This is a genomic window from Pseudomonas sp. 10S5 (genome assembly GCF_035019745.1).
In the GTDB taxonomy this organism is placed as follows: domain Bacteria; phylum Pseudomonadota; class Gammaproteobacteria; order Pseudomonadales; family Pseudomonadaceae; genus Aquipseudomonas.
In genome coordinates this window covers 155,437-173,520 of the sequence record NZ_JASJVL010000003.1, presented here as the reverse complement: position 1 = coordinate 173,520, position 18,084 = coordinate 155,437, and the positions used below count along the sequence as shown (strand labels likewise).

The 18,084-nt window shown below is 53.8% G+C and carries 23 protein-coding genes and 3 pseudogenes; 18 read left to right on the top strand and 8 right to left on the bottom strand.

Annotated elements, in window-relative coordinates; translation table 11 throughout:
• Nucleotides 1-369: 369 nt before the first annotated feature.
• The 11 genes and pseudogenes from QN378_RS03965 to QN378_RS03915 form a co-directional block, all read left to right on the top strand.
• Nucleotides 370-537: pseudogene (locus tag QN378_RS03965) on the top strand (hypothetical protein); the annotation flags it as partial.
• A gap of 299 nt (nt 538-836) precedes the next feature.
• On the top strand, nt 837-1,085 hold the full coding sequence (locus tag QN378_RS23460) for a type II toxin-antitoxin system MqsR family toxin (protein WP_407074033.1): 249 nt from the start codon (nt 837-839) through the stop codon (nt 1,083-1,085).
• Nucleotides 1,012-1,413, top strand: coding sequence for a type II toxin-antitoxin system MqsA family antitoxin (locus QN378_RS03955; RefSeq protein WP_323547053.1), 402 nt, complete (start codon nt 1,012-1,014; stop codon nt 1,411-1,413). The genes QN378_RS23460 and QN378_RS03955 overlap by 74 nt, the downstream gene beginning before the upstream one ends.
• Before the next feature lie 659 nt (nt 1,414-2,072).
• Nucleotides 2,073-2,210, top strand: coding sequence for an Rz1-like lysis system protein LysC (gene lysC / locus QN378_RS03950; protein ID WP_323547054.1), 138 nt, complete (start codon nt 2,073-2,075; stop codon nt 2,208-2,210).
• Complete coding sequence (locus tag QN378_RS03945; protein ID WP_323547055.1) at nt 2,207-2,740, top strand: phage tail protein; 534 nt, start codon at nt 2,207-2,209, stop codon at nt 2,738-2,740. Before lysC ends, QN378_RS03945 begins: the two co-directional genes overlap by 4 nt.
• The gene (locus QN378_RS03940) at nt 2,733-3,188 is read left to right on the top strand and encodes a phage virion morphogenesis protein (protein ID WP_323547056.1); all 456 of its coding nucleotides are present in this window, start codon (nt 2,733-2,735) and stop codon (nt 3,186-3,188) included. Before QN378_RS03945 ends, QN378_RS03940 begins: the two co-directional genes overlap by 8 nt.
• A gap of 270 nt (nt 3,189-3,458) precedes the next feature.
• Entirely contained in the window at nt 3,459-3,707 is a 249-nt protein-coding gene (locus QN378_RS03935) for a CopG family ribbon-helix-helix protein (RefSeq protein WP_322202408.1), read from the top strand.
• Nucleotides 3,685-3,975: a type II toxin-antitoxin system RelE/ParE family toxin gene (locus QN378_RS03930; RefSeq protein WP_322202406.1), complete on the top strand. Its 291-nt coding sequence runs from the start codon at nt 3,685-3,687 to the stop codon at nt 3,973-3,975. Before QN378_RS03935 ends, QN378_RS03930 begins: the two co-directional genes overlap by 23 nt.
• A 97-nt stretch (nt 3,976-4,072) precedes the next feature.
• Nucleotides 4,073-4,675: a phage baseplate assembly protein V gene (locus QN378_RS03925; RefSeq protein ID WP_323547057.1), complete on the top strand. Its 603-nt coding sequence runs from the start codon at nt 4,073-4,075 to the stop codon at nt 4,673-4,675.
• Nucleotides 4,672-5,016 carry a GPW/gp25 family protein gene (locus tag QN378_RS03920; RefSeq protein WP_323547058.1) on the top strand — a complete coding sequence of 115 codons (345 nt, stop codon included), beginning with the start codon at nt 4,672-4,674 and terminating at the stop codon, nt 5,014-5,016. The genes QN378_RS03925 and QN378_RS03920 overlap by 4 nt, the downstream gene beginning before the upstream one ends.
• Nucleotides 5,013-5,150, top strand: a pseudogene (locus QN378_RS03915) (baseplate assembly protein); the annotation flags it as partial. The gene QN378_RS03920 and the pseudogene QN378_RS03915, both read left to right, overlap by 4 nt.
• A gap of 46 nt (nt 5,151-5,196) precedes the next feature.
• Here the strand turns inward: QN378_RS03915 and QN378_RS03910 are convergent.
• Nucleotides 5,197-5,574 (bottom strand): annotated as a pseudogene (locus QN378_RS03910) (site-specific integrase); the annotation flags it as partial.
• Between the two features lie 101 nt (nt 5,575-5,675).
• Between QN378_RS03910 and dusA the strand changes: the two are divergent.
• Together dusA and tal are read left to right on the top strand one after the other, a co-directional pair.
• Entirely contained in the window at nt 5,676-6,686 is a 1,011-nt protein-coding gene (dusA, locus tag QN378_RS03905) for a tRNA dihydrouridine(20/20a) synthase DusA (RefSeq protein WP_322202403.1), read from the top strand.
• A gap of 152 nt (nt 6,687-6,838) precedes the next feature.
• Nucleotides 6,839-7,765 carry a transaldolase gene (tal, locus tag QN378_RS03900; RefSeq protein ID WP_323547059.1) on the top strand — a complete coding sequence of 309 codons (927 nt, stop codon included), beginning with the start codon at nt 6,839-6,841 and terminating at the stop codon, nt 7,763-7,765.
• Between the two features lie 84 nt (nt 7,766-7,849).
• On the opposite strand, the gene rssC is transcribed toward tal, so the two are convergent.
• Both rssC and rssB read right to left on the bottom strand, forming a co-directional pair.
• The gene (gene rssC, locus QN378_RS03895; protein ID WP_299832100.1) at nt 7,850-8,332 is read right to left on the bottom strand and encodes an anti-sigma factor antagonist RssC; all 483 of its coding nucleotides are present in this window, start codon (nt 8,330-8,332) and stop codon (nt 7,850-7,852) included.
• A complete protein-coding gene (rssB, locus tag QN378_RS03890) occupies nt 8,332-9,513 on the bottom strand; it encodes a two-component system response regulator RssB (RefSeq protein ID WP_322206837.1) in 1,182 nt (393 codons plus the stop codon). The genes rssC and rssB overlap by 1 nt, the downstream gene beginning before the upstream one ends.
• A gap of 269 nt (nt 9,514-9,782) precedes the next feature.
• Between rssB and QN378_RS03885 the strand changes: the two genes are divergently transcribed.
• Nucleotides 9,783-10,082 (top strand): PilZ domain-containing protein, encoded by a 300-nt coding sequence (locus QN378_RS03885; RefSeq protein ID WP_322202397.1) that lies wholly within the window; start codon nt 9,783-9,785, stop codon nt 10,080-10,082.
• 74 nt (nt 10,083-10,156) lie between these two features.
• Here QN378_RS03885 and QN378_RS03880 read toward each other — a convergent pair whose 3' ends face one another.
• Complete coding sequence (locus QN378_RS03880; RefSeq protein ID WP_322202395.1) at nt 10,157-10,858, bottom strand: VacJ family lipoprotein; 702 nt, start codon at nt 10,856-10,858, stop codon at nt 10,157-10,159.
• A 200-nt stretch (nt 10,859-11,058) separates the two neighbouring features.
• Between QN378_RS03880 and QN378_RS03875 the strand changes: the two genes are divergently transcribed.
• Both QN378_RS03875 and QN378_RS03870 read left to right on the top strand, forming a co-directional pair.
• The gene (locus tag QN378_RS03875) at nt 11,059-11,721 is read left to right on the top strand and encodes an HAD family phosphatase (RefSeq protein ID WP_322202393.1); all 663 of its coding nucleotides are present in this window, start codon (nt 11,059-11,061) and stop codon (nt 11,719-11,721) included.
• A 123-nt stretch (nt 11,722-11,844) separates the two neighbouring features.
• Complete coding sequence (locus tag QN378_RS03870) at nt 11,845-12,108, top strand: DUF4404 family protein (protein WP_322202391.1); 264 nt, start codon at nt 11,845-11,847, stop codon at nt 12,106-12,108.
• 55 nt (nt 12,109-12,163) lie between these two features.
• Here the strand turns inward: QN378_RS03870 and queF are convergent, their stop codons facing one another.
• From queF to QN378_RS03850, 4 genes are all read right to left on the bottom strand, one after another.
• Entirely contained in the window at nt 12,164-12,994 is an 831-nt protein-coding gene (gene queF, locus QN378_RS03865; protein ID WP_322202389.1) for an NADPH-dependent 7-cyano-7-deazaguanine reductase QueF, read from the bottom strand.
• Nucleotides 12,995-13,267: 273 nt separating this feature from the next.
• Complete coding sequence (locus QN378_RS03860) at nt 13,268-14,515, bottom strand: lipoprotein-releasing ABC transporter permease subunit (RefSeq protein ID WP_322202387.1); 1,248 nt, start codon at nt 14,513-14,515, stop codon at nt 13,268-13,270.
• A 60-nt stretch (nt 14,516-14,575) separates the two neighbouring features.
• The gene (gene lolD / locus QN378_RS03855) at nt 14,576-15,259 is read right to left on the bottom strand and encodes a lipoprotein-releasing ABC transporter ATP-binding protein LolD (RefSeq protein ID WP_322202386.1); all 684 of its coding nucleotides are present in this window, start codon (nt 15,257-15,259) and stop codon (nt 14,576-14,578) included.
• A 7-nt stretch (nt 15,260-15,266) separates the two neighbouring features.
• Nucleotides 15,267-16,517, bottom strand: coding sequence for a lipoprotein-releasing ABC transporter permease subunit (locus QN378_RS03850; protein ID WP_322202384.1), 1,251 nt, complete (start codon nt 16,515-16,517; stop codon nt 15,267-15,269).
• A gap of 93 nt (nt 16,518-16,610) precedes the next feature.
• Between QN378_RS03850 and QN378_RS03845 the strand changes: the two genes are divergently transcribed.
• Nucleotides 16,611-17,198 (top strand): PilZ domain-containing protein, encoded by a 588-nt coding sequence (locus QN378_RS03845; RefSeq protein WP_322202382.1) that lies wholly within the window; start codon nt 16,611-16,613, stop codon nt 17,196-17,198.
• 132 nt (nt 17,199-17,330) lie between these two features.
• Nucleotides 17,331-18,053, top strand: a complete 723-nt coding sequence (locus QN378_RS03840; protein WP_322202380.1) for a glycerophosphodiester phosphodiesterase — start codon at nt 17,331-17,333, stop codon at nt 18,051-18,053.
• Nucleotides 18,054-18,084: the final 31 nt, after the last annotated feature.

Here is an 18,084-nt window from a genome sequence, read left to right as displayed (position 1 = left end):
GGTAGCCCACCACATGGCGGTAAGCCATAAAACACCAATAACCAGAAAAAGAGCGAGCAGTCGTTTTGCGTTCATGAGCCTCACTCGGCTGGGGCTCTGACTGCGAGCAACAATAAATTAAGTACAACTTAGTTCAGTTTCGTTCAGTTCGTTAGATATTGACGGTGTCCGACCCTAAACGCGTTGTCCCAATTTCCGATAAGACCGCAGCCAAGCTGCGCACCGGTCCGTTTCAATCCATTCAGATTCGGCGCAAAGCGTTATCAGCAAAGGAGTTGATAGCCACGATGAGCAACCGATGAAAATGTTGCGAGCGAGGACAGAAAAAAACGGTCAGTTTGATGGCAGGTGGCAGTATGGAAATTTTGCTTGGCTTGGGCTTCACTTTCCATTACGGGGGATTCAACTACGTTGGCGCCGCTTGAGGGCAAAGTGCTGCTTGTGGTCAACGTCGCATCGAAATGTGGCCTCATGCCTCAATACGAGGGACTGGAAAAGTTCTATGAGGCCAAGCGCGCTGAAGGATTGGACCCGCTAAGAATGCGCAGTCCGAGAACAAAGGCCTGTGAGCGTTTCAATCTCCCTTCGTACCAGTTTCGTACCACTCCCCACCCAAGCGGTCGCCGGAGAGATTTACTCTCTCTCATCTGAAGCAGCTTCTGACAAAAATAACCTATTTGCCAAATTTAAACCTATTAGGTTAATATCTTTTTCATGGAAAAACGAACCCCCCACAGCAAACTGACCACCGTCAAAGCCCTGATCGAAGCGGGCAAGGTACGTACCACAAATGCTGCGCGAGTCGGCGCAACGGACTTGGATCTGGGCTTACGGATATGCTGGCCATCGTGGCGGCTCTCACGCCACCAGATTTCTACAAAAGCATGACCACCCACGCCGATCACGCCGTCTGGCAAGACGTATACCGCCCCAGCACAACCGTTGGCGACGTGTATTTAAAGCTGACAGTCATTGCCGACGTGCTGATCGTTCCTTCAAGGAGTTATGAATATGAAATGCCCTGTTTGTGGTGCGGCGGAACTGATCCACGACACCCGCGACCTGCCCTATACCTACAAGGATGAAAGCACCGTTATTACTGCGGTGACTGGGGACTTCTGCCCGGCCTGTGCGGAATCCATACTGGACGCGACTGAATCGGATCGGGTAATGCGTGAAATGCGCCAGTTTTCGAAACAAGTAAACGCAGCCATTGTTGACCCCGCTTTTATCAGTACTGTGCGCAAGAAATTATCGCTCGATCAGCGCCAAGCGGCTGAAATTTTCGGGGGCGGTGCTAATGCTTTTTCCCGATACGAAACTGGCAAGACCAAGCCACCGCTGTCTCTTGTCTTGTTGTTGAGGCTGCTAGACCATCACCCCGAGTTATTAAGTGAGGTCAGGGCCGCGTAACATCATAGCTGCGTGGCAAGCTTCCTGGCTCATTCGCCCATGGTTCTCAAACAGGAAGTCCACTCCCTAGTCAGCGGTTTGCCGCCTGGCGGACTGCCCTGGGGGGCTCTCCCGCCAAAACGGCACCAGGTTCAGCTATGTTCGTGTTGCGGCGGGTACCAGCTCGTCGTGTAGCAATTTTTTAGCATTTAAGCTTTCAACCTCCTAGTTCAATGAGTCCGCGACAGCGCTAGCGCTAGGTTTCGCGAGCATGTGCATCGACGTCTACGTGTGTCTAGTCGGCGTTTTTGGGGAGAGCCACCGGAAAAAGGTAATAAAAGTAATTTGGTCTCGATTAACGCCTCAAGCTATTGATTTAATTTAGGTTTTACTAATATAGAAAAGGTAATATTGATCGGTTGTAATCTGAGCTTTATGCACCGCCCTTTAAAATCAATAGCTTACGATCACATTTCCTTTTTCAAATTACCTTTCTAAGTAATGTCCTTGAGGCAGAAAAAACGTGGCCTCTAGCCCGATTGCACCCTCGTTTCACCTAAATTACCTTTTTCCGATGGCGATCCTTAAATCGCACGGGTTGCTGTGATGCGTCTGTAGAAGGTTTGCGTCCAAATTCAGCTCCGTGCTGCAGGGTTACCGTCACTGGTTGTCCGGCCGTAGTGCCCTGCAGCCTACCGGCGACACAGCCAACCCATAACGGCGAGTTACTGACCGATCAAGAGCGGGTCGAGTCCGCTTGGGCCGAATGCGCAGCCCAAGTCGACATGCTCTATCAGCAACAGCAGGTCGCCCCATGAACAAGTCCGACAACCTTCGCGCCCACCTGCTGACATCCATCTCAGAACTCAAACACGACCCTGATCGCCTGCTGATATTCATCGACAACGGCAACGTCCGCTGCACGGCAGCCACTAGCCTGTCATTCGAATATAGCTACGACCTGCAAATCATCCTCACTGACTTTGCCGGCCACCCCGACAGCGTCATGCTGCCGTTGCTGGCCTGGCTGCGCATCAACCAATCCGAGCTGCTGGCCAACCTTGAAAAATCCACCAACGGCATCCGTTTCGAAGCCGACCTGCTGGACAAAAGCAAAGTAGACCTAAGCCTCACACTGCCCCTCACCGAACGGGTCATCGTCAAGCTTCAGTCCGACGGCACCTACGACCTGCGCCACGCTTCAGAACCGCGATACACCGCCTATCAAGACGCCGAGCCAGTCCAGGTCTACGCCAACGGCGAACTCCTCGCCGAGTGGCAGCCCCCGCAAGCGGGCGATGCCATGGCATTAACCACCCCGCACCCACGGCCGGATCGCCATGAGTGATCTCGATGGCTTGGAAGACTGGGTCGGCGTCCTGCTCAACAAGCTTGAACCCGCCGCCCGCATCAGCCTGGCACAAGGCATTGCAAAGCAGCTACGCCGAAGCCAACAGCAACGCATCACCTCCCAGCGCACGCCCTCAGGCAGCGCGTTCGCGCCGCGAAAGCAACGCAATTTGCGGAGTAAACAAGGCCGTATTCAGCTCAAAGCCAAGATGTTCAAAAAGCTGCGCACCGCCCGTTACCTGAAGGCAAAGGGCGATGCGAACGCGATTACGGTGGGCTTTACCGGGCGTATCGCTCGTATTGCCAGGGTTCACCAGTACGGATTGAAAGACCATCCCGGAAAAGGAGCGGCGGATGTTCGTTATGCGAAACGGGAGCAGTTGGGGTTTACTGCTGCGGATCTGGAGATGGTCCGCGACAGTTTGCTGAGGCACCTCGCCGACTGACCGATACAAGCTAGCAAGCTACTTCTCAGAATGTACTTCAGGAATAAACCGACAAACGGCAAGCAAATTTTTTTGTTTCATAGCAACACCGCAAAAATAATTGGTGTCCCAGTTTCAGGCGCGAAACAGGGTTGAATGTCCCGAGCTATCAAGACAAATGCGCCCTTCTTCCTTGTGCAAACATTAGCGCCTAGTTGCATTATGTTTAGCAGTTGATTACATTATTCAATATTGTATACGACGTATACAGAACTTCATGAGGAAGAAATGATGGCTTCGCCTGTTTTGTCATTTCGCGTTGAAGATGTGTTGGTAGAAAAGCTTGATCAACTGGCCCAGGCTACTGATCGTGATCGTCAATATCATCTCAAACGCGCGTTGGCTCGTTATGTTGAATCTGAATCCTGGCACGTCAAAGCCATCGCCGAAGGTATGGCGGATGTCGAGGCTGGCAGGGTAACTGATCTAGAAACCGTTAAAGCCAAGTGGGTAAAGCGTGCTGCTAATCGAACTGACTGAAAAAGCGCAAAGCGACCTGGATGCGATCCATGAACACTATGTATCGCACCTAGGCAACGGAAGAGCTGACGCTGTTATCGCGGACATTTTTGACTCCATCGAGCAGTTAAAAACCTTTAGAGGCATGGGCCGTCCCTCCCAAGCGCCCGATGTTCGTGAGTTAGTTTTAACCCGCTACCCCTTTATCGTTGCTTATCATGTGGCCCACGAGATCATCTCAATTGTTCGCATTCTTCATGAACGCAATGAACGTAATCGCGACTGGTGATCTCCGCGCATTGAAAGTTGGGCGGTGTACTCTGTAGCAGAGCCCCACACAACCCCCTCTAGCTGCGCCCCGCACGCGTGAACGCCACTATGGCGGCATGAACGATTTCGCCGCTTTCGCCCGCATGCTCGAAAATTTAATCCGCTTCGGTACCATCGCCGAAGTTCAGACGGTGCCGCCCCGTGTCCGCGTTAAAACCGGTGATTTGCTGACCGGCTGGTTGCCATGGCTGGCCCTGCGGGCCGGAGCGGATGTCGATTGGGACCCGCCGACAGTCAATGAGCAAGTGCTTTTGTTGAGTCCATCCGGCCAGTTGGCCAACGGGGTCGTCGTCACGGGGGTTTACTGTAATGCGATACCCGCCAACGGCGACCGTGGCGGTTTGCATCGCCGTACCTATCGCGACGGTACGGTTATCGAATATGACAGCAACGCGCACCACTTGAGCGCGGTGTTGGTGGACGGCGGCACGACCGACCTGATCAGCAAAGGCGGAATTCACATCGTTGGTTCGATTACCCATGAGGGGGATTACACCCAGCAGGGTAATTTCACGCAAACGGGCAGTTATGACCAGACCGGCGACCAGAATATCGCGGGCACCGTTACTGTTTCTGCCGACGTGATCGCCGCAGGCGTTAGCCTGGTTAAACACCTCCACATTGGCAACCTTGGTGCCCCAACGAGCCCTCCGGTATGAACCGAGAAACCGGGGCGTCTCTCGATTTACCTGCGCATATCAGTCAATCCATCGACGATATTTTGGGTACCCGCATCGGCACGCGAATCATGCGGCGCGAATACGGAAGCCTGTTGCCCGAACTCATTGACGAGCCCTTTAACGATGTCACTCGACTGCGGATTTATGCGGCCATCGCGATGGCTGTTATCCGCTGGAAGCCACGTATTGGGTTGACCCGTGTGCAGTTCTTCGGGGGAACGTTGGCCGGCGACTCCGTGTTTGATCTGGAAGGCATTTTGATTGACGACAACGTACCCCAAAACCTGCGCATTCCCCTGCAACTAGGGGCCGGCGTATGAACACCTTTACGGCTATCGACCTGAGCCAATTGCCCGCACCGCAAGTGGTCGAGCAGATCGACTACGAGCAGATTCTGGAAGAACGCAAAGCCTACGCCATTAGCCTTTGGCCAGAGGACCAACAGGGCATGTTGATTGAACTGGGGCGTCGGGCAAGGATACCTTCGAAGTGGCGCAGAATTCAGCGCTCATACGCCACCGGGCGAATTCGACCAATCGCCGGCTATTGATGTCCGTGTCTTTCAGGTTGCCGAAGTCGGCGACACTGATCGCCACAAGGGTGGCCCGCTTGGTCTTCCCCAAGGGTCTGACCTTCTCCATCTCCAGTAGGTACCGATTGATCATGTCCTTGATGGTGACGCCCTTGCGGTTCGCTCTCTCGATGGCGCCGGGTTGATCCAACTCTGTTTCACACGAACGAGTCCAAGCCTGCGCTGCCTGTTTCCGGGCGAAGGTCTTACTCTCTTGGTAGACTTGCACTCCTTGACGCATGATTCGGATTTGAGCGGTATAGCTGGCCGTTCCGTCGGCCCGTTTTCTGATCCTGATAGTTGCCATATCGATTTGGTACACGCCGGTTTTGAGTTGGTACGTTGTACCATCGAGCTGAAAAAAAGCCCTAAATCGCCCTGAAACCCGCTGTGAACACGTAGAGAAAAATGTTACCGAAATCAGCTATATACCCTGTAAACACAAGCTCTACGGTGTCTAGGCGTTTCTCTGTTGCCCCCATGATGGATTGGACCGATCATCATTGCCGGTACTTCCTGCGGCTACTGTCAAAGCATGCGCTTCTCTACACTGAGATGGTCACTACCGGCGCCTTACTCAATGGCGATCACGAGCGCTTCCTGCGCCATGACCAGGCCGAGCATCCATTGGCTTTGCAATTGGGTGGCAGCGTCCCTGGAGACTTGGCAACGTGCGCGCGCATGGCGGAGACTGCCGGTTATGACGAGGTCAATCTGAATGTGGGCTGCCCGAGTGATCGGGTGCAAAACAATTTGATCGGTGCTGTGTTGATGGCGCATCCGGGGCTGGTGGCGGATTGTGTGAAGGCAATGCGGGATGCAGTGGCTATTCCGGTGACCGTGAAACATCGCATCGGAATCAATGGCCGAGACAGCTACGCCGAGCTGTGTGATTTTGTCGGGCAGGTGCATGAAGCGGGTTGTACCAGCTTTACCGTGCATGCGAGGATCGCGATTCTTGAGGGTTTGTCGCCGAAAGAGAATCGCGATATTCCGCCGCTGCGGTATGACGTAGCGGCAAAGCTGAAGGCAGATTTTCCCGATTTGGAAATTATTCTGAACGGTGGCATCAAGACCCTCGACCAGTGCGCCGAGCATTTGCAAGTCTTTGATGGGGTGATGCTGGGCCGCGAGGCTTACCATAATCCATACATTCTGGCTGCCGTCGATCAACGGCTTTTTGGCAGCACCGCGCCAGTGATCTCCCGGGCGCAAGCGCTGTCGGCGTTGAGACCTTATATTGCCGCGCATATTGAGAACGGCGGGTCGATGCATCACATCACTCGCCATGTACTGGGGCTTGGCACGGGGTTTCCCGGGGCACGGCGCTTTCGGCAACTGCTGTCAGTTGACATACATAAAGCGCAGAACCCACTGGCGCTGCTGGATCAAGCGGCAGAGCTGCTGGAAGGTCGCTAGTTATCTGTAAGTTCACGGAACAAGCTGTGCGGATGGGGCTCAAATGTTCTTCGATTGCCCATCCGCCTCAAGACGCATTTAGAAAGATGTTTTCTTGAGTGGTCGGCAGCGCTCGGGTAATGTCATCTAACCGCACAGGACAGAGCACACTCATGACTTCCAAGCTGGAACAACTCAAGAAAATCACCACTGTAGTCGCCGACACCGGCGACTTTGATGCCATCGCCCGCCTTAAGCCGGTGGATGCCACGACCAACCCATCTTTATTACTCAAGGCCGCTTCAAGTTCGAGCAACGATGAGTTGCTCCAGGAAGCGTTCAAAGGCAGCAAGAACGATATTGGCTTGGCCTGCGACCGTTTCGCCGTCGCAATCGGTCAGAAAATTCTTAAAGTCGTACCGGGTCGTGTGTCTACTGAAGTAGATTCCCGCCTCTCGTTCGATACCAACGCCATGATCGAACGTGGCGAACGCCTTATCGGTTTGTATGACGAAGCCGGCATCGGTCGCGAGCGGATACTGATCAAACTTGCATCGACCTGGGAAGGCATACGTGCCGCCGAGAAGCTGGAAAAAAGCGGCATCCAGACCAACCTCACCCTGTTGTTCTCATTTGCTCAGGCAGTAGCCTGTGCTGAAGCGGGTGTGTTTTTGATCTCCCCGTTTGTGGGCAGAATTTACGACTGGTACAAAAAATCAGCCGGCCACGACTTTGGAGGCGCCGATGATCCTGGCGTGCAGTCGGTCAGCAAGATCTACAACTACTACAAGTCCAACGACTACAAGACCGTGGTGATGGGCGCCAGCTTCCGTAACCTGAGCCAGATCGAGCAACTAGCCGGCTGTGATCGCCTGACCATCAGCCCAGACCTGCTGGAGCAACTATCTAAAGACATGGGCACGCTAGAGCGCAAACTTGCTCCGGGCAACTCCGGCGAACCGCGTCAAAGCTTGACCGAAAATCAGTTCCGCTGGGCATCGAACGAAGACGCCATGGCGACTGAGAAATTGGCTGAAGGTATTCGTCAGTTCGCTCGCGACCAAGAAAAGCTTGAGGCATTGCTCGCCGCCAAGGCCTGAATGCGCAAAAGGGCGGTACCTCTAGAGGGTCCGCCCTTTTTTACGCCTGCGATTTGTAATTATTGACCCGCGGTGTTAGGGGTCTCAGTGACGCTCAAGGGCATTGACCAGATCATGAAACGCTTCACGATTTGAGTCGTTGAGGCCCATTAAAATCTTGTGCGCTTCCAACACCTTCGCTTTTACCACTTCCTCGGATTGATCTTGCGATGGCAAATCCGTCAACGATTCAGGGCAGCGAATCGGCCGATCGACGATGTTGAATACCTGATCAAAACCCATCGACTGCAATAGCCGAGTAATGTCTTCGTGGGTGGTGACGACAGTCGGCAGAAGTCCAACTTTTTGCCGGGACATAATCGAAAGCTTGGCCAGCAAGCCGAGCGTTGTGCTGTCTATGCTACGGGTTTCAGTCAAATCGATAATGATCGCTGAAAAATTCCGCGACGTGAAAATTCTTTCAATAGTTGTATCCAAAGCCGAACAAAGCGTAAGTCGTACTTCCCCGACGAATTTGAGAATAAACGTGCCTGCTTGCTCGGCGAACTGGATTCTACCGGTACTCATTAAAGGTTCCTGCTCAACACCAACAAGGCGATATCATCCGGCATCTCCCCTAGCGTGGCCAATCCAAACACTTGACGCAGACCATCCAGGCTGCCGCCTGCCGCTTTCACCAACTGAGGTAAAACGGCTTCTTTCTCTTTGAGTGTATCACCCGGTAAAAGGTCCAATATCCCATCGGACAGCAAGGTCAGACTGAATGCTTCAGGCAAATCCAACACGTGATCCTGATAGGTTGCCTCATTGAACAGCCCTACCGGAAGGCCTCGACCTTCCAGATAGTGCACTTCAGTTGGCGTGTACATAATCGGTAGGGGTAAATGGCCTCCGATGCTGTAGGTCAATTTCCCGGTTTCTTCGTCTATGACGCCGCCAACCATGGTGACATGCTTACCTAGGTTGCAGTTGATCAATCCACGATTTATGTGACCTAGCACTTCTGAAGGCTTGAAGTCAGGCATGGTGCCGTTGCGCTTGAATTCAAACATCAAGCGCGTCGTCATGAATTTCAACAATACCGTGACGAATGCTGATGAAGCCCCGTGCCCAGATACGTCAGCCAAATAGAAGGCTACCCGGCGCTCATCAACCCGGAAATAGTCCACGAAATCGCCAGAGAGGTACAGCGACGGAATGATCTCGTGCGCGAACTGGAACTCGCCTACCTCCCACGGATTGACCGGCAGCATATTCATCTGCACCTGGCGACCAGCGTTCTGGTCTTCCTGGAGCAAGTGCAAACTAGCTTCGAGTTCACGGTTAGCGGTTTCGAGCTTTTGTCGATAGCGTTGGTTTTCCAGCAGCAAACGAGCTCGATCCAAGGCTCTACGCACTGAATGCTCGAGCACTGCCAGATCTTCCAGCGGCTTGACCAAGTAATCTGCCGCGCCCAGACGCAAAGCCTCGACAGCATCGTTCATAACACCAGCGCCGGAAACGACGATGACTGGCATCTCAGGGGCGAGGTCTGTTACCTGACGGATAAGTTCGAGGCCGCCCACCTGAGGCATACGCAGGTCGCAGATCACTAGATCGGGCTTTTTTTGCTCGAAGATCTGAAGGCCCTGCAAGCCATTGCTCGCTTGCAGGACACTGAAGCCACTGTCTTCCAAATAGGCGGCGATGCTCGCTCGCACTACTTCGTCGTCATCGATTATCAGCAGCGTGGCACTGGTTTTCTGCATGTGGGCAAACGGCGCCAGGGGTAGGTTGGCGTAGGCGATTCGGATCACCCGGATCGCATACTGGATTCGCTTCTAGCCTCTCTAAAACGCCAGCAACAGACTTTACCATCGCTGATATTGCCATTCAGAGGTGCCCTTTAAGGCGCAGACGGTACTCCCATCCGACGGGCGTTTCAAGCTCATGCCCGTGGCGCCTTGGAGTCTTTACATCACAAATCACAGAGAGTTATAAGAACAGACAAATCAGCAACTAAATCGAAGGACTAACCATGAGCCAAAATGATCGGGACTACACGGAAAAGAGAGATTACATTCGAATGCGTGTGGATGCCGATATCACCTTGTTGTACGCAGGCCAGGTCGTTCCTGCAATCTGTGTAGACCTGTCAAGCTCGGGCATGCAGGTGCAGGTGCCGCGGGCTTTCAATGTAGGAGACAAGCTAAATGTACGCATTGATTCAGACCATTCTTCCCTCAAAGGATTAGAAGCGAAAACTGAAGTGGTCTGGCTGGTGGCTCAGGAAGACGGTGGCCAGAAACTGGGGCTCACCATTATTTCGATGAATTGATACAATTTTTTTCCTTGCGCGCTTATTGAATAAAAAAGGCGACCTCAGGGTCGCCTTTTTTAAATTTAGAACGATTAGAAATCGTCTTTGACCTTTCCGTCTTTTACCTTGAACTCGCGGCTTTGCAAGTAAGCATTACGGATGAACGTATACTTGTCACCATTGATCAACTTCTCAGCCGACAGCAGGCTGGCGCGGGTATCGACAATATCCAGCGCCTCAAGCGAGTTACGCCAGGAGATATCATTCATGTAGTGGTAAGGCGAGTCGTAGGTATCAGGGAACCTGGCAAGGCCATCACGCACGGTGCTTGGGCCTAGCAACGGCAGCATCACGTAGGGACCGCTGGAAACACCCCAGTAACCCAGGGTCTGACCGAAGTCTTCGTCATTACGCTGCAAACCCATTCGAGTACCGACGTCAATGAAACCAGCAACACCCAACGTGGTGTTCAACAGCAAGCGCGCTGTGTCGACCCCAGCGGCGTGTGGTTTGGCTTGCAAGACATCGTTAGCAAAGTTGCGGACGTCGCCGATATTGTTGAAGAAGTTATGGATACCATCTTCAACGAATCGCGGAGTGATGAACTCATACCCCTGGGCCAGAGGTTTTAGCGCATACATATCAAGCGTGTCATTGAAGCGAAATATTACGCGGTTGACGCCTTCCCACGGATCTTCATCCGCCGCTTGGGCTGCCGAAGGGACCAGTGCTACACCGCCGATAAAGCACAGTAGAGCCAGACGATTGATAAAGCCTGCACCAGTCACGGGCATAGCTAACACTCCTAGTTAATGGGTCGGGCTCTTGCCCTGCACGTCAAGGTCAGCAGTATAAAGCCTTCGGCAACATTTTTGGCAGCCTCTCTGGCACTGATAGTGCTAATGCACAAAATCGATAGCTCCGTGCTCATATAGCATTCATCTAACTGTCACAAAGGCTCCGTAGCGTAGGAGAATATTTCAGGGACGCCACTATGCCTGCGCCACACGCCCTACATTTGACTGCACCCGCTCCCACCTTCACCGCGCTGCTTTTCGGCCTCAGCGGCTGCTTAGTGGACTTTGGCGCTTGCGCATCGTCGTCGACCAGTAGTGCCCTCAACGCTCAACTCGAAAGCCAAGTCGATAAGCTCGATGAGTACGCCAGCATCACGCTTGGGTCCCTAGCGATTTTGCAAACACTTAATCGCCAAGGGGTGCCCTGCGCCTGGATGGATGAATTACCCGAAAACTTAAGCCATCTTCTCGCCAGGCCACTAGGAAGCTGGATCAAACCGGCAGTCCGCTCTAGCACATGCGCAGACTGGCCGGCACCTGATGCCTGCTGGCAAGCGTTAATGAGCCTTAACGTGCAGCAGCTGGACGGATGCGTCTTAGTCAGCGGCGACCCACGGCTGCTGCAGTCAGCGCTAAATGCAGGGCTTTGGACTGTCGGCTTGGCAACCTGCGGCCCACTTTGCGGTTTGTCACCCAAAGATTGGCACGCACTTAATGATGCCGAGCGCGAATACCGGCGAGGCCAGGCCACCCTGCAGCTATACAGCCTTGGCGTCCATTCTGTGATAGATCACGTGGGCGAACTAGCGTCGTGCCTTGCAGACATCACCTTGCGTCGGACGAAGGGTGAGAAGCCCTAATCAGATCTGTTTGATCAAGATCATGCACTTAGAAGCGGAGTGGATTAGTCTTACGCACATCAAGGACCTTTTAGCCCTGTGCAAGGGTCCATGCCAGAGCCTATCCATAAAAGGGAGCACGCTATGCCTGCCCGCGAACTGCAAGACCAACTCAATACTTTGCGCGAGCAATTGGAGAAAAATCCACCGCTTTCAGAATCTGAACGTCAGAATCTGCACGATCTGATAATGCAAATCGAGGATAAAATCCAACTGGAATCGATGACTCAGGACGCAAGTCTGTCCGACGGCGTCAACCTTGCTGTTGAGCGCTTCGAACTAAAGCACCCTGCTATTGCCGTGACACTGCGCAATATTGTGCAAACCCTCGGCAATATTGGAATTTAAATTTTTTGAGGTTTGATTTTCTGTAAAAAAACCCGTTCAGCGACGGGTTTTTTATTTACTGCCGCGCCAGCCGGCGATTCTCATAACGAATCGATTCAGTGCTGCGGTAGGGATTGATATCTAACCCGCCCCGCCGCACGTAACGCGCGTAAACCGTCAACTTTTCCGGTTTTAAAAGATGGTGCAGATCAAGAAAAATTCGCTCGACGCATTGCTCGTGAAAATCGGAATGCTGACGAAAGCTAACGATATAAGCCAACAGGCTTGCAGGATCGAGCGCCAACCCGCGGTACTCAACAACAACGCTGCCCCAGTCGGGTTGACTGGTGACTGGACAGTTGGATTTAAGCAAATGACTGTGCAGGCTTTCTTCCACCACCCGCGATTCATCGAAACGCAGTAATTCGGGGCGTGGGGCCTCATAACTGCTGACACTGATATCCAAGTCATCGATGCAAGCGCCTGGCAGCGATGCCAACCCTTCGCTTTCAATCTCCGCCAGACTGCGAATACGCACGCCCACTGCCTTACCTGCGGCTGCCGACAAGTCTTTTTCAAGCACTGCGACCAGCGTCCCAGCGTCAGTGAACACGGTTTGATTCAGCGAATTGAGGTAGAGCTTGAATGACTTGGATTCTATGATGTTCGCAGAGTCCGCCGGAATACTGAACTCGCCGACGGCAACTACCGGCTTGCCGGACGGCAACAACCAGGACAGCTCATAGCAGTTCCAGAAGTCAACACCTTGGTAGGGCAACGTCTGGGCCGTCAGACCTAATTCCGCCCATTTCGCGGCACGCGGAATCTGGAACAACAATGACGGCTTATAAGTAGCAATGTATTCACTGGACTTGCCCAGCGGCGAATGTTCGGCTGCGGGATACATAACATAGACCTGACTAATTTATCCCGACGAGTTTATAGGGTTTGCCGTTGATTTTCAGCGTCTCGTCGAGGATCTCGATCCTTACTCACGATTACCGCCTGATAATGTCCGGGATATTGCAAGCATTCAAGGCCGCCAGCCTTGCTGACCAAAACTAGACACTTCATCTACCTAGGCCAGCCAGGGCAGACTTAACGCAGACGTCCCTATAGCGACAAACAAACGGAAAGCGCAGACATAAACTCTCCATATAGAATCTCTAATACCCAAATATCACTCGTACCGCAGAGCATATGCTGGCTGGATCTGGGCCGCCCGCCAGGCTGGGTACAGGGTAGCCAGAAAGCTCAAGATAAACCCGGCGCTGCAAATCAAAACGACATCGCCGCCCTGCAATTGGGAAGGCAAGTTATTAACGAAGTATACGTCCGAACTGAAGATATGCTGACCGCTGACTCGCTCCAACCAGCCAACCATCGCACTGACATTGATCGCAGCAATGACCCCCAGAACACCGCCGATCAACGTGCCTACGATCCCGATAACGGTGCCCTGAACCATGAAAATGGTCATGATCTGTCCAGGCGTGGCGCCGATCGTACGCAGAATCGCGATGTCGGCGCCCTTATCATTAACCACCATGATCAACGTCGCGATAATGTTGAAGGCCGCGACGGCCACAATCATCAGCAGCAATAGACCGATCATGGTCTTTTCCATCTTCATGGCGCTGAACAGACTGCCTTGAGTATGGGTCCAGTCATCGGCCCGGTAATCAGCGCCCAAACCGGCAACGACTGACGCCGACACTTGGGGAGCGGTGTATAAATCTTTTAGCGCCAACCGCACGCCTTGCACTTGATTCGGCTGCCAATGCTGTATTTGCGCAGCGTCAGCCACGTTGATCAAAGCCATCGTGCCGTCGAGTTCGGCGCCGACCTTGAACACGCCAACCACTGTCAGACGCTGCAGGCGCGGTGTAATGCCGCCAGCCGCCGAGGCGCTGGCTTCCGGGACGATCAGGGTAACTTTGTCGCCTACATTCAAACGAAACCGTCTGGCGGTTATTTCACCTACCACAACACCAAACGCTCCCGCCTTAAGGTCTTCCAGACGGCCTTGAGTGATGTGTTGGGCAACAATCGATACTTGGTGTTCCAGCGCTGGATCGACGCCGCTAACCTGAATCGGCTGCATCGATCCCTTATACGAGAACATGCCGTCCATTTCGGTAAACGGAACGGCAGCGGTCACTTCAGGATTCTTCAGTGCCGCTGTCGCCACGGGCTTCCAGTCATTTAGCGGCGTCACGCCATCAATGACGGCGTGCGGCACCATGCCGAGAATCCTCGAACTCATCTCACGCTGAAAGCCGTTCATGACCGACAACACAACGATCATAGCCAGAACCCCCAACGCAAGGCCGATCATCGAGGTCATGGAAATAAACGAAATAAAATGATTGCGGCGCTTGGCGCGGGTATAGCGCATGCCAATAAAGATCGATAACGGTCTGAACATTCGCGGAGCACCGTAAAAAGTGTGGAGACCCGACGCCGTCAGGGGCGTCGGGTTGATGGGTCAGCCTTCGACCAGTCGACCTTCTTCAAGGCGCAATACACGGTCCATCTGGCTGGCCAGATTCATGTCATGAGTCACCACCAAAAACGCCGTGCGCGACGAGGTGCTGAGCTCCAGCATCAAATCTTGAATCCCCTGAGCCGTGTGTTGATCGAGGTTACCCGTGGGTTCGTCGAGCATTACCAGACCCGGCTGATTGACTAACGCCCGGGCAATCGCCACGCGTTGCCGCTCGCCACCGGACAACTCTGACGGTTTATGCGCCAGCCGATGCCCAAGCCCCACGCGTTGCAGCAAGACGGTAGCGCGTTGGCGTGCTTCCGGGATCGCCGTACGGCCGATCAAAAGCGGCATACAGACGTTTTCCAATGCGGTAAATTCAGGCAGCAAGTGGTGGAACTGGTACACAAAACCCAGCGACCGGTTGCGCAGCAGCCCGCGAGCTTTTTCACCCAACGCCGACAGCTCTTCGCCCGCCAGCCACACACTGCCTTGCGAAGGAGTATCCAAACCGCCCAACAAATTGAGCAGCGTACTTTTACCGGAGCCCGAGCTGCCGACAATCGCCACGCGCTCGCCAGGGTGCAATTCCAACTGCAAGTCCGATAGGACCACCACAGACTCCGGGCCCTCCTCGTAGGATTTGCCTAGATTGCGGCAACTCAGCACTGCTTTATCACTCATGCCCGACTCACTCATAACGTAACGCCTCCGCCGGCTGGGTGCGCGCGGCACGCCAGGCTGGATATAAGGTGGCGAGAAAACTCAAAACCAACGCGGCACCGCAGACCAGAACCACATCTTCAGCCATCAGCTGGGACGGCAGATAGTCGATGAAGTAGACATCTGAACTGAGAAACTTGTGACCGATCAGGCCTTCTAGGGCGGAAATGGCTGCGCTGACATTAAGTGCGGCAAAGATGCCGACCAGCGCGCCAATCAACGTCCCGACAACACCAATGACCGTGCCTTGGACCATGAAAATACCCATGATTTGCCCAGGTGTGGCGCCAAGAGTACGCAAGATCGCGATATCGCCCTTTTTATCGTTGACCACCATCACCAGCGTAGAAATGATGTTGAACGCCGCAACCGCGACGATCAGCAGCAATAACAGACCGATCATGGCTTTTTCCATACGGATCGCTTGATACAGATTGCCATGGGTGCGGGTCCAGTCACGGGCATAAAACTCGTGATCGCCCAGCTTCTGAGCAATTTCCCATGCAACGCGTGGCGCCTGAAACAAGTCATCAAACTTGAGACGCAACCCTTGCACCTGATTTGGCTTCCAGCGATGCAGACGCGCCAAATCAGTCAGGTTGGTCAGGCCGAGGTAACCATCCAGCTCGCCAGCGCCGACGTGAAAAATACCGACCACAGTAAAACGCTTCATTCTCGGAAAGATGCCACCGGGCGTTACGGTGACTTCCGGGGTAACGAACGTGACCTTGTCGCCCATGCCCACACCGAGGTTGGTGGCGGCCTTGTCACCGATCACAATCCCGAAGCTGCCCGGCGTCAGCTCGTCGAGGCGACCCTGCTGCATGAAGTTATCGATAATGGAGACTTTTCGCTCCTCGACGGGATCGATCGCGTCCAGTAATACCTTCTGCACTTTGCCGTTGCTGGTCAGCAATCCCTGCATTTGAGTAAAAGGCGCAACCGCCTGCACCTCAGGGTGCGCCTTGACCTTTTCAGCCAGTGCATGCCAGTCGTTGATAGGTTGATCACCCTCAATCGTGGCGTGGGGCACCATGCCGAGGACGCGGGTTCGCATCTCATGATCGAACCCATTCATCACCGACAACACGACAATCATCACAACCACGCCAAGGGCAAGGCCGATCATCGACGTCAGGGAAATGAAAGAGACAAAATGATTACGACGTTTCGCACGGGTATAACGCGTGCCAATAAATACAAAAAGAGGTCTGAACATTTAGGGGCTTGTTCGCAGGAATAGGAACGTCCTTGTGGCGAGGCTCAACGAGCAGCCTTACACTCAGACCACCGCCGCTACCATGGGTTCGCCATGTCGACATTAGATGAAGAAGATCGCCGCGAATACTACCGTATCGAGGACACGATCGCACTGGAAATAAACCATACAACCGGCTCTGACCCAGGCCATAAGGCGCCCGCGCAGGACACATCCATTTTGTTCGGTCTGCTCAGCGAGCTGCATGTCAGCGAGTTCGAGTCTCAGCATTTGCTGCGCCAGCTTGGCGAAAAAGACCGCGTGCTGAATAGCTTTCTGAAAGCCCTGAGCAGGCGTATCGATTTACTTGGGCAAGTGGTTGCACATACCGCTCTAGGCAGCGTAGGCGAGCCCCAACGGGTAAAGCTGTCCGAAGGCGGTGTGCAGTTCCATCATCCGCTACCTATTCCGGCGGGCACTCAACTGTCGATTAAGATGGTGTTATTACCCGAGGCAAGAGGCCTTATGGTGAACGCGAAAGTCACGCACTGTGACGCCCATGAAATTGGCAGTTTCGAAATCGGTACCGAGTTCGAAGACCTCTCGGATGCTCAACGACAGCTGCTTGCCAGACACATTCTGCAACGACAATCCCAGCAACGGCGCTTGGCGAAAGATCAAAGTGAGATCCAGGAGTCATAAGAGTGCCGAGGCTAGCGAATAGCGCCGCCGCTGCCCTCACTAATGATTTATTCCCATGGATATTCAGACCGGCTGTCGAAGCCCGACCCTTTTCAATCTTGATTAATCTACCGACGCCCATAAGGACTAAACGTGACGCTCATTTATGGCCACCGCGGCGCCAAAGGCGAAGCACCGGAAAACACTTTGACCAGTTTCAAGGAATGCCTCAAGCATGGCGTCCGTCGTTGTGAACTGGACCTGCACCTGTCGCTGGACGGCGAGTTAATGGTCATTCACGATTCGACACTCAAGCGCACCACGGATCGGCGCGGCAAGGTCGTAGAACACTTATCTGCCGACTTGGTAACCTATGACGCACGCAAGGGAGGTCCAGGCTGGGTACAGCCTTGCCCCGTTCCGCGCTTGGAAGAGTTATTCGAAACCTGTGATTTCGACCATTGGCAGTTAGAGGTCAAAAGCGCCTCGCGTACCCGCGCCGCGACTACCGTACTAGCGATTCGCGAGATGGCGCAACGTCACGGCCTGCTGGAAAAAGTGACGGTGACGTCCAGTTCCCGGGAGGTGCTGCGCGCGGCGCTGAACCTGACTCCCGATCTGTCTAGGGGGTTAGTTGCTGAATACGCTTGGCTCGACCCGTTGAAAGTCGCGCACAGTTATGGCTGCACATTGTTGGCGTTGAACTGGACGCTATGTACACCGGAGAGGTTGCAAAAGGCACAACGTCAGGGCTTGCATGTATCAGTGTGGACAGTCAACGAACCCGCGCTAATGCGCAGGCTCGCAGACTTCGGCGTAGACAGCCTGATTACAGACTTTCCCGGTTTGGCCACCGCCACGCTCGGGAATCACTGAAATCGGTCCCCCCGACCGGCTCAGGCCACCG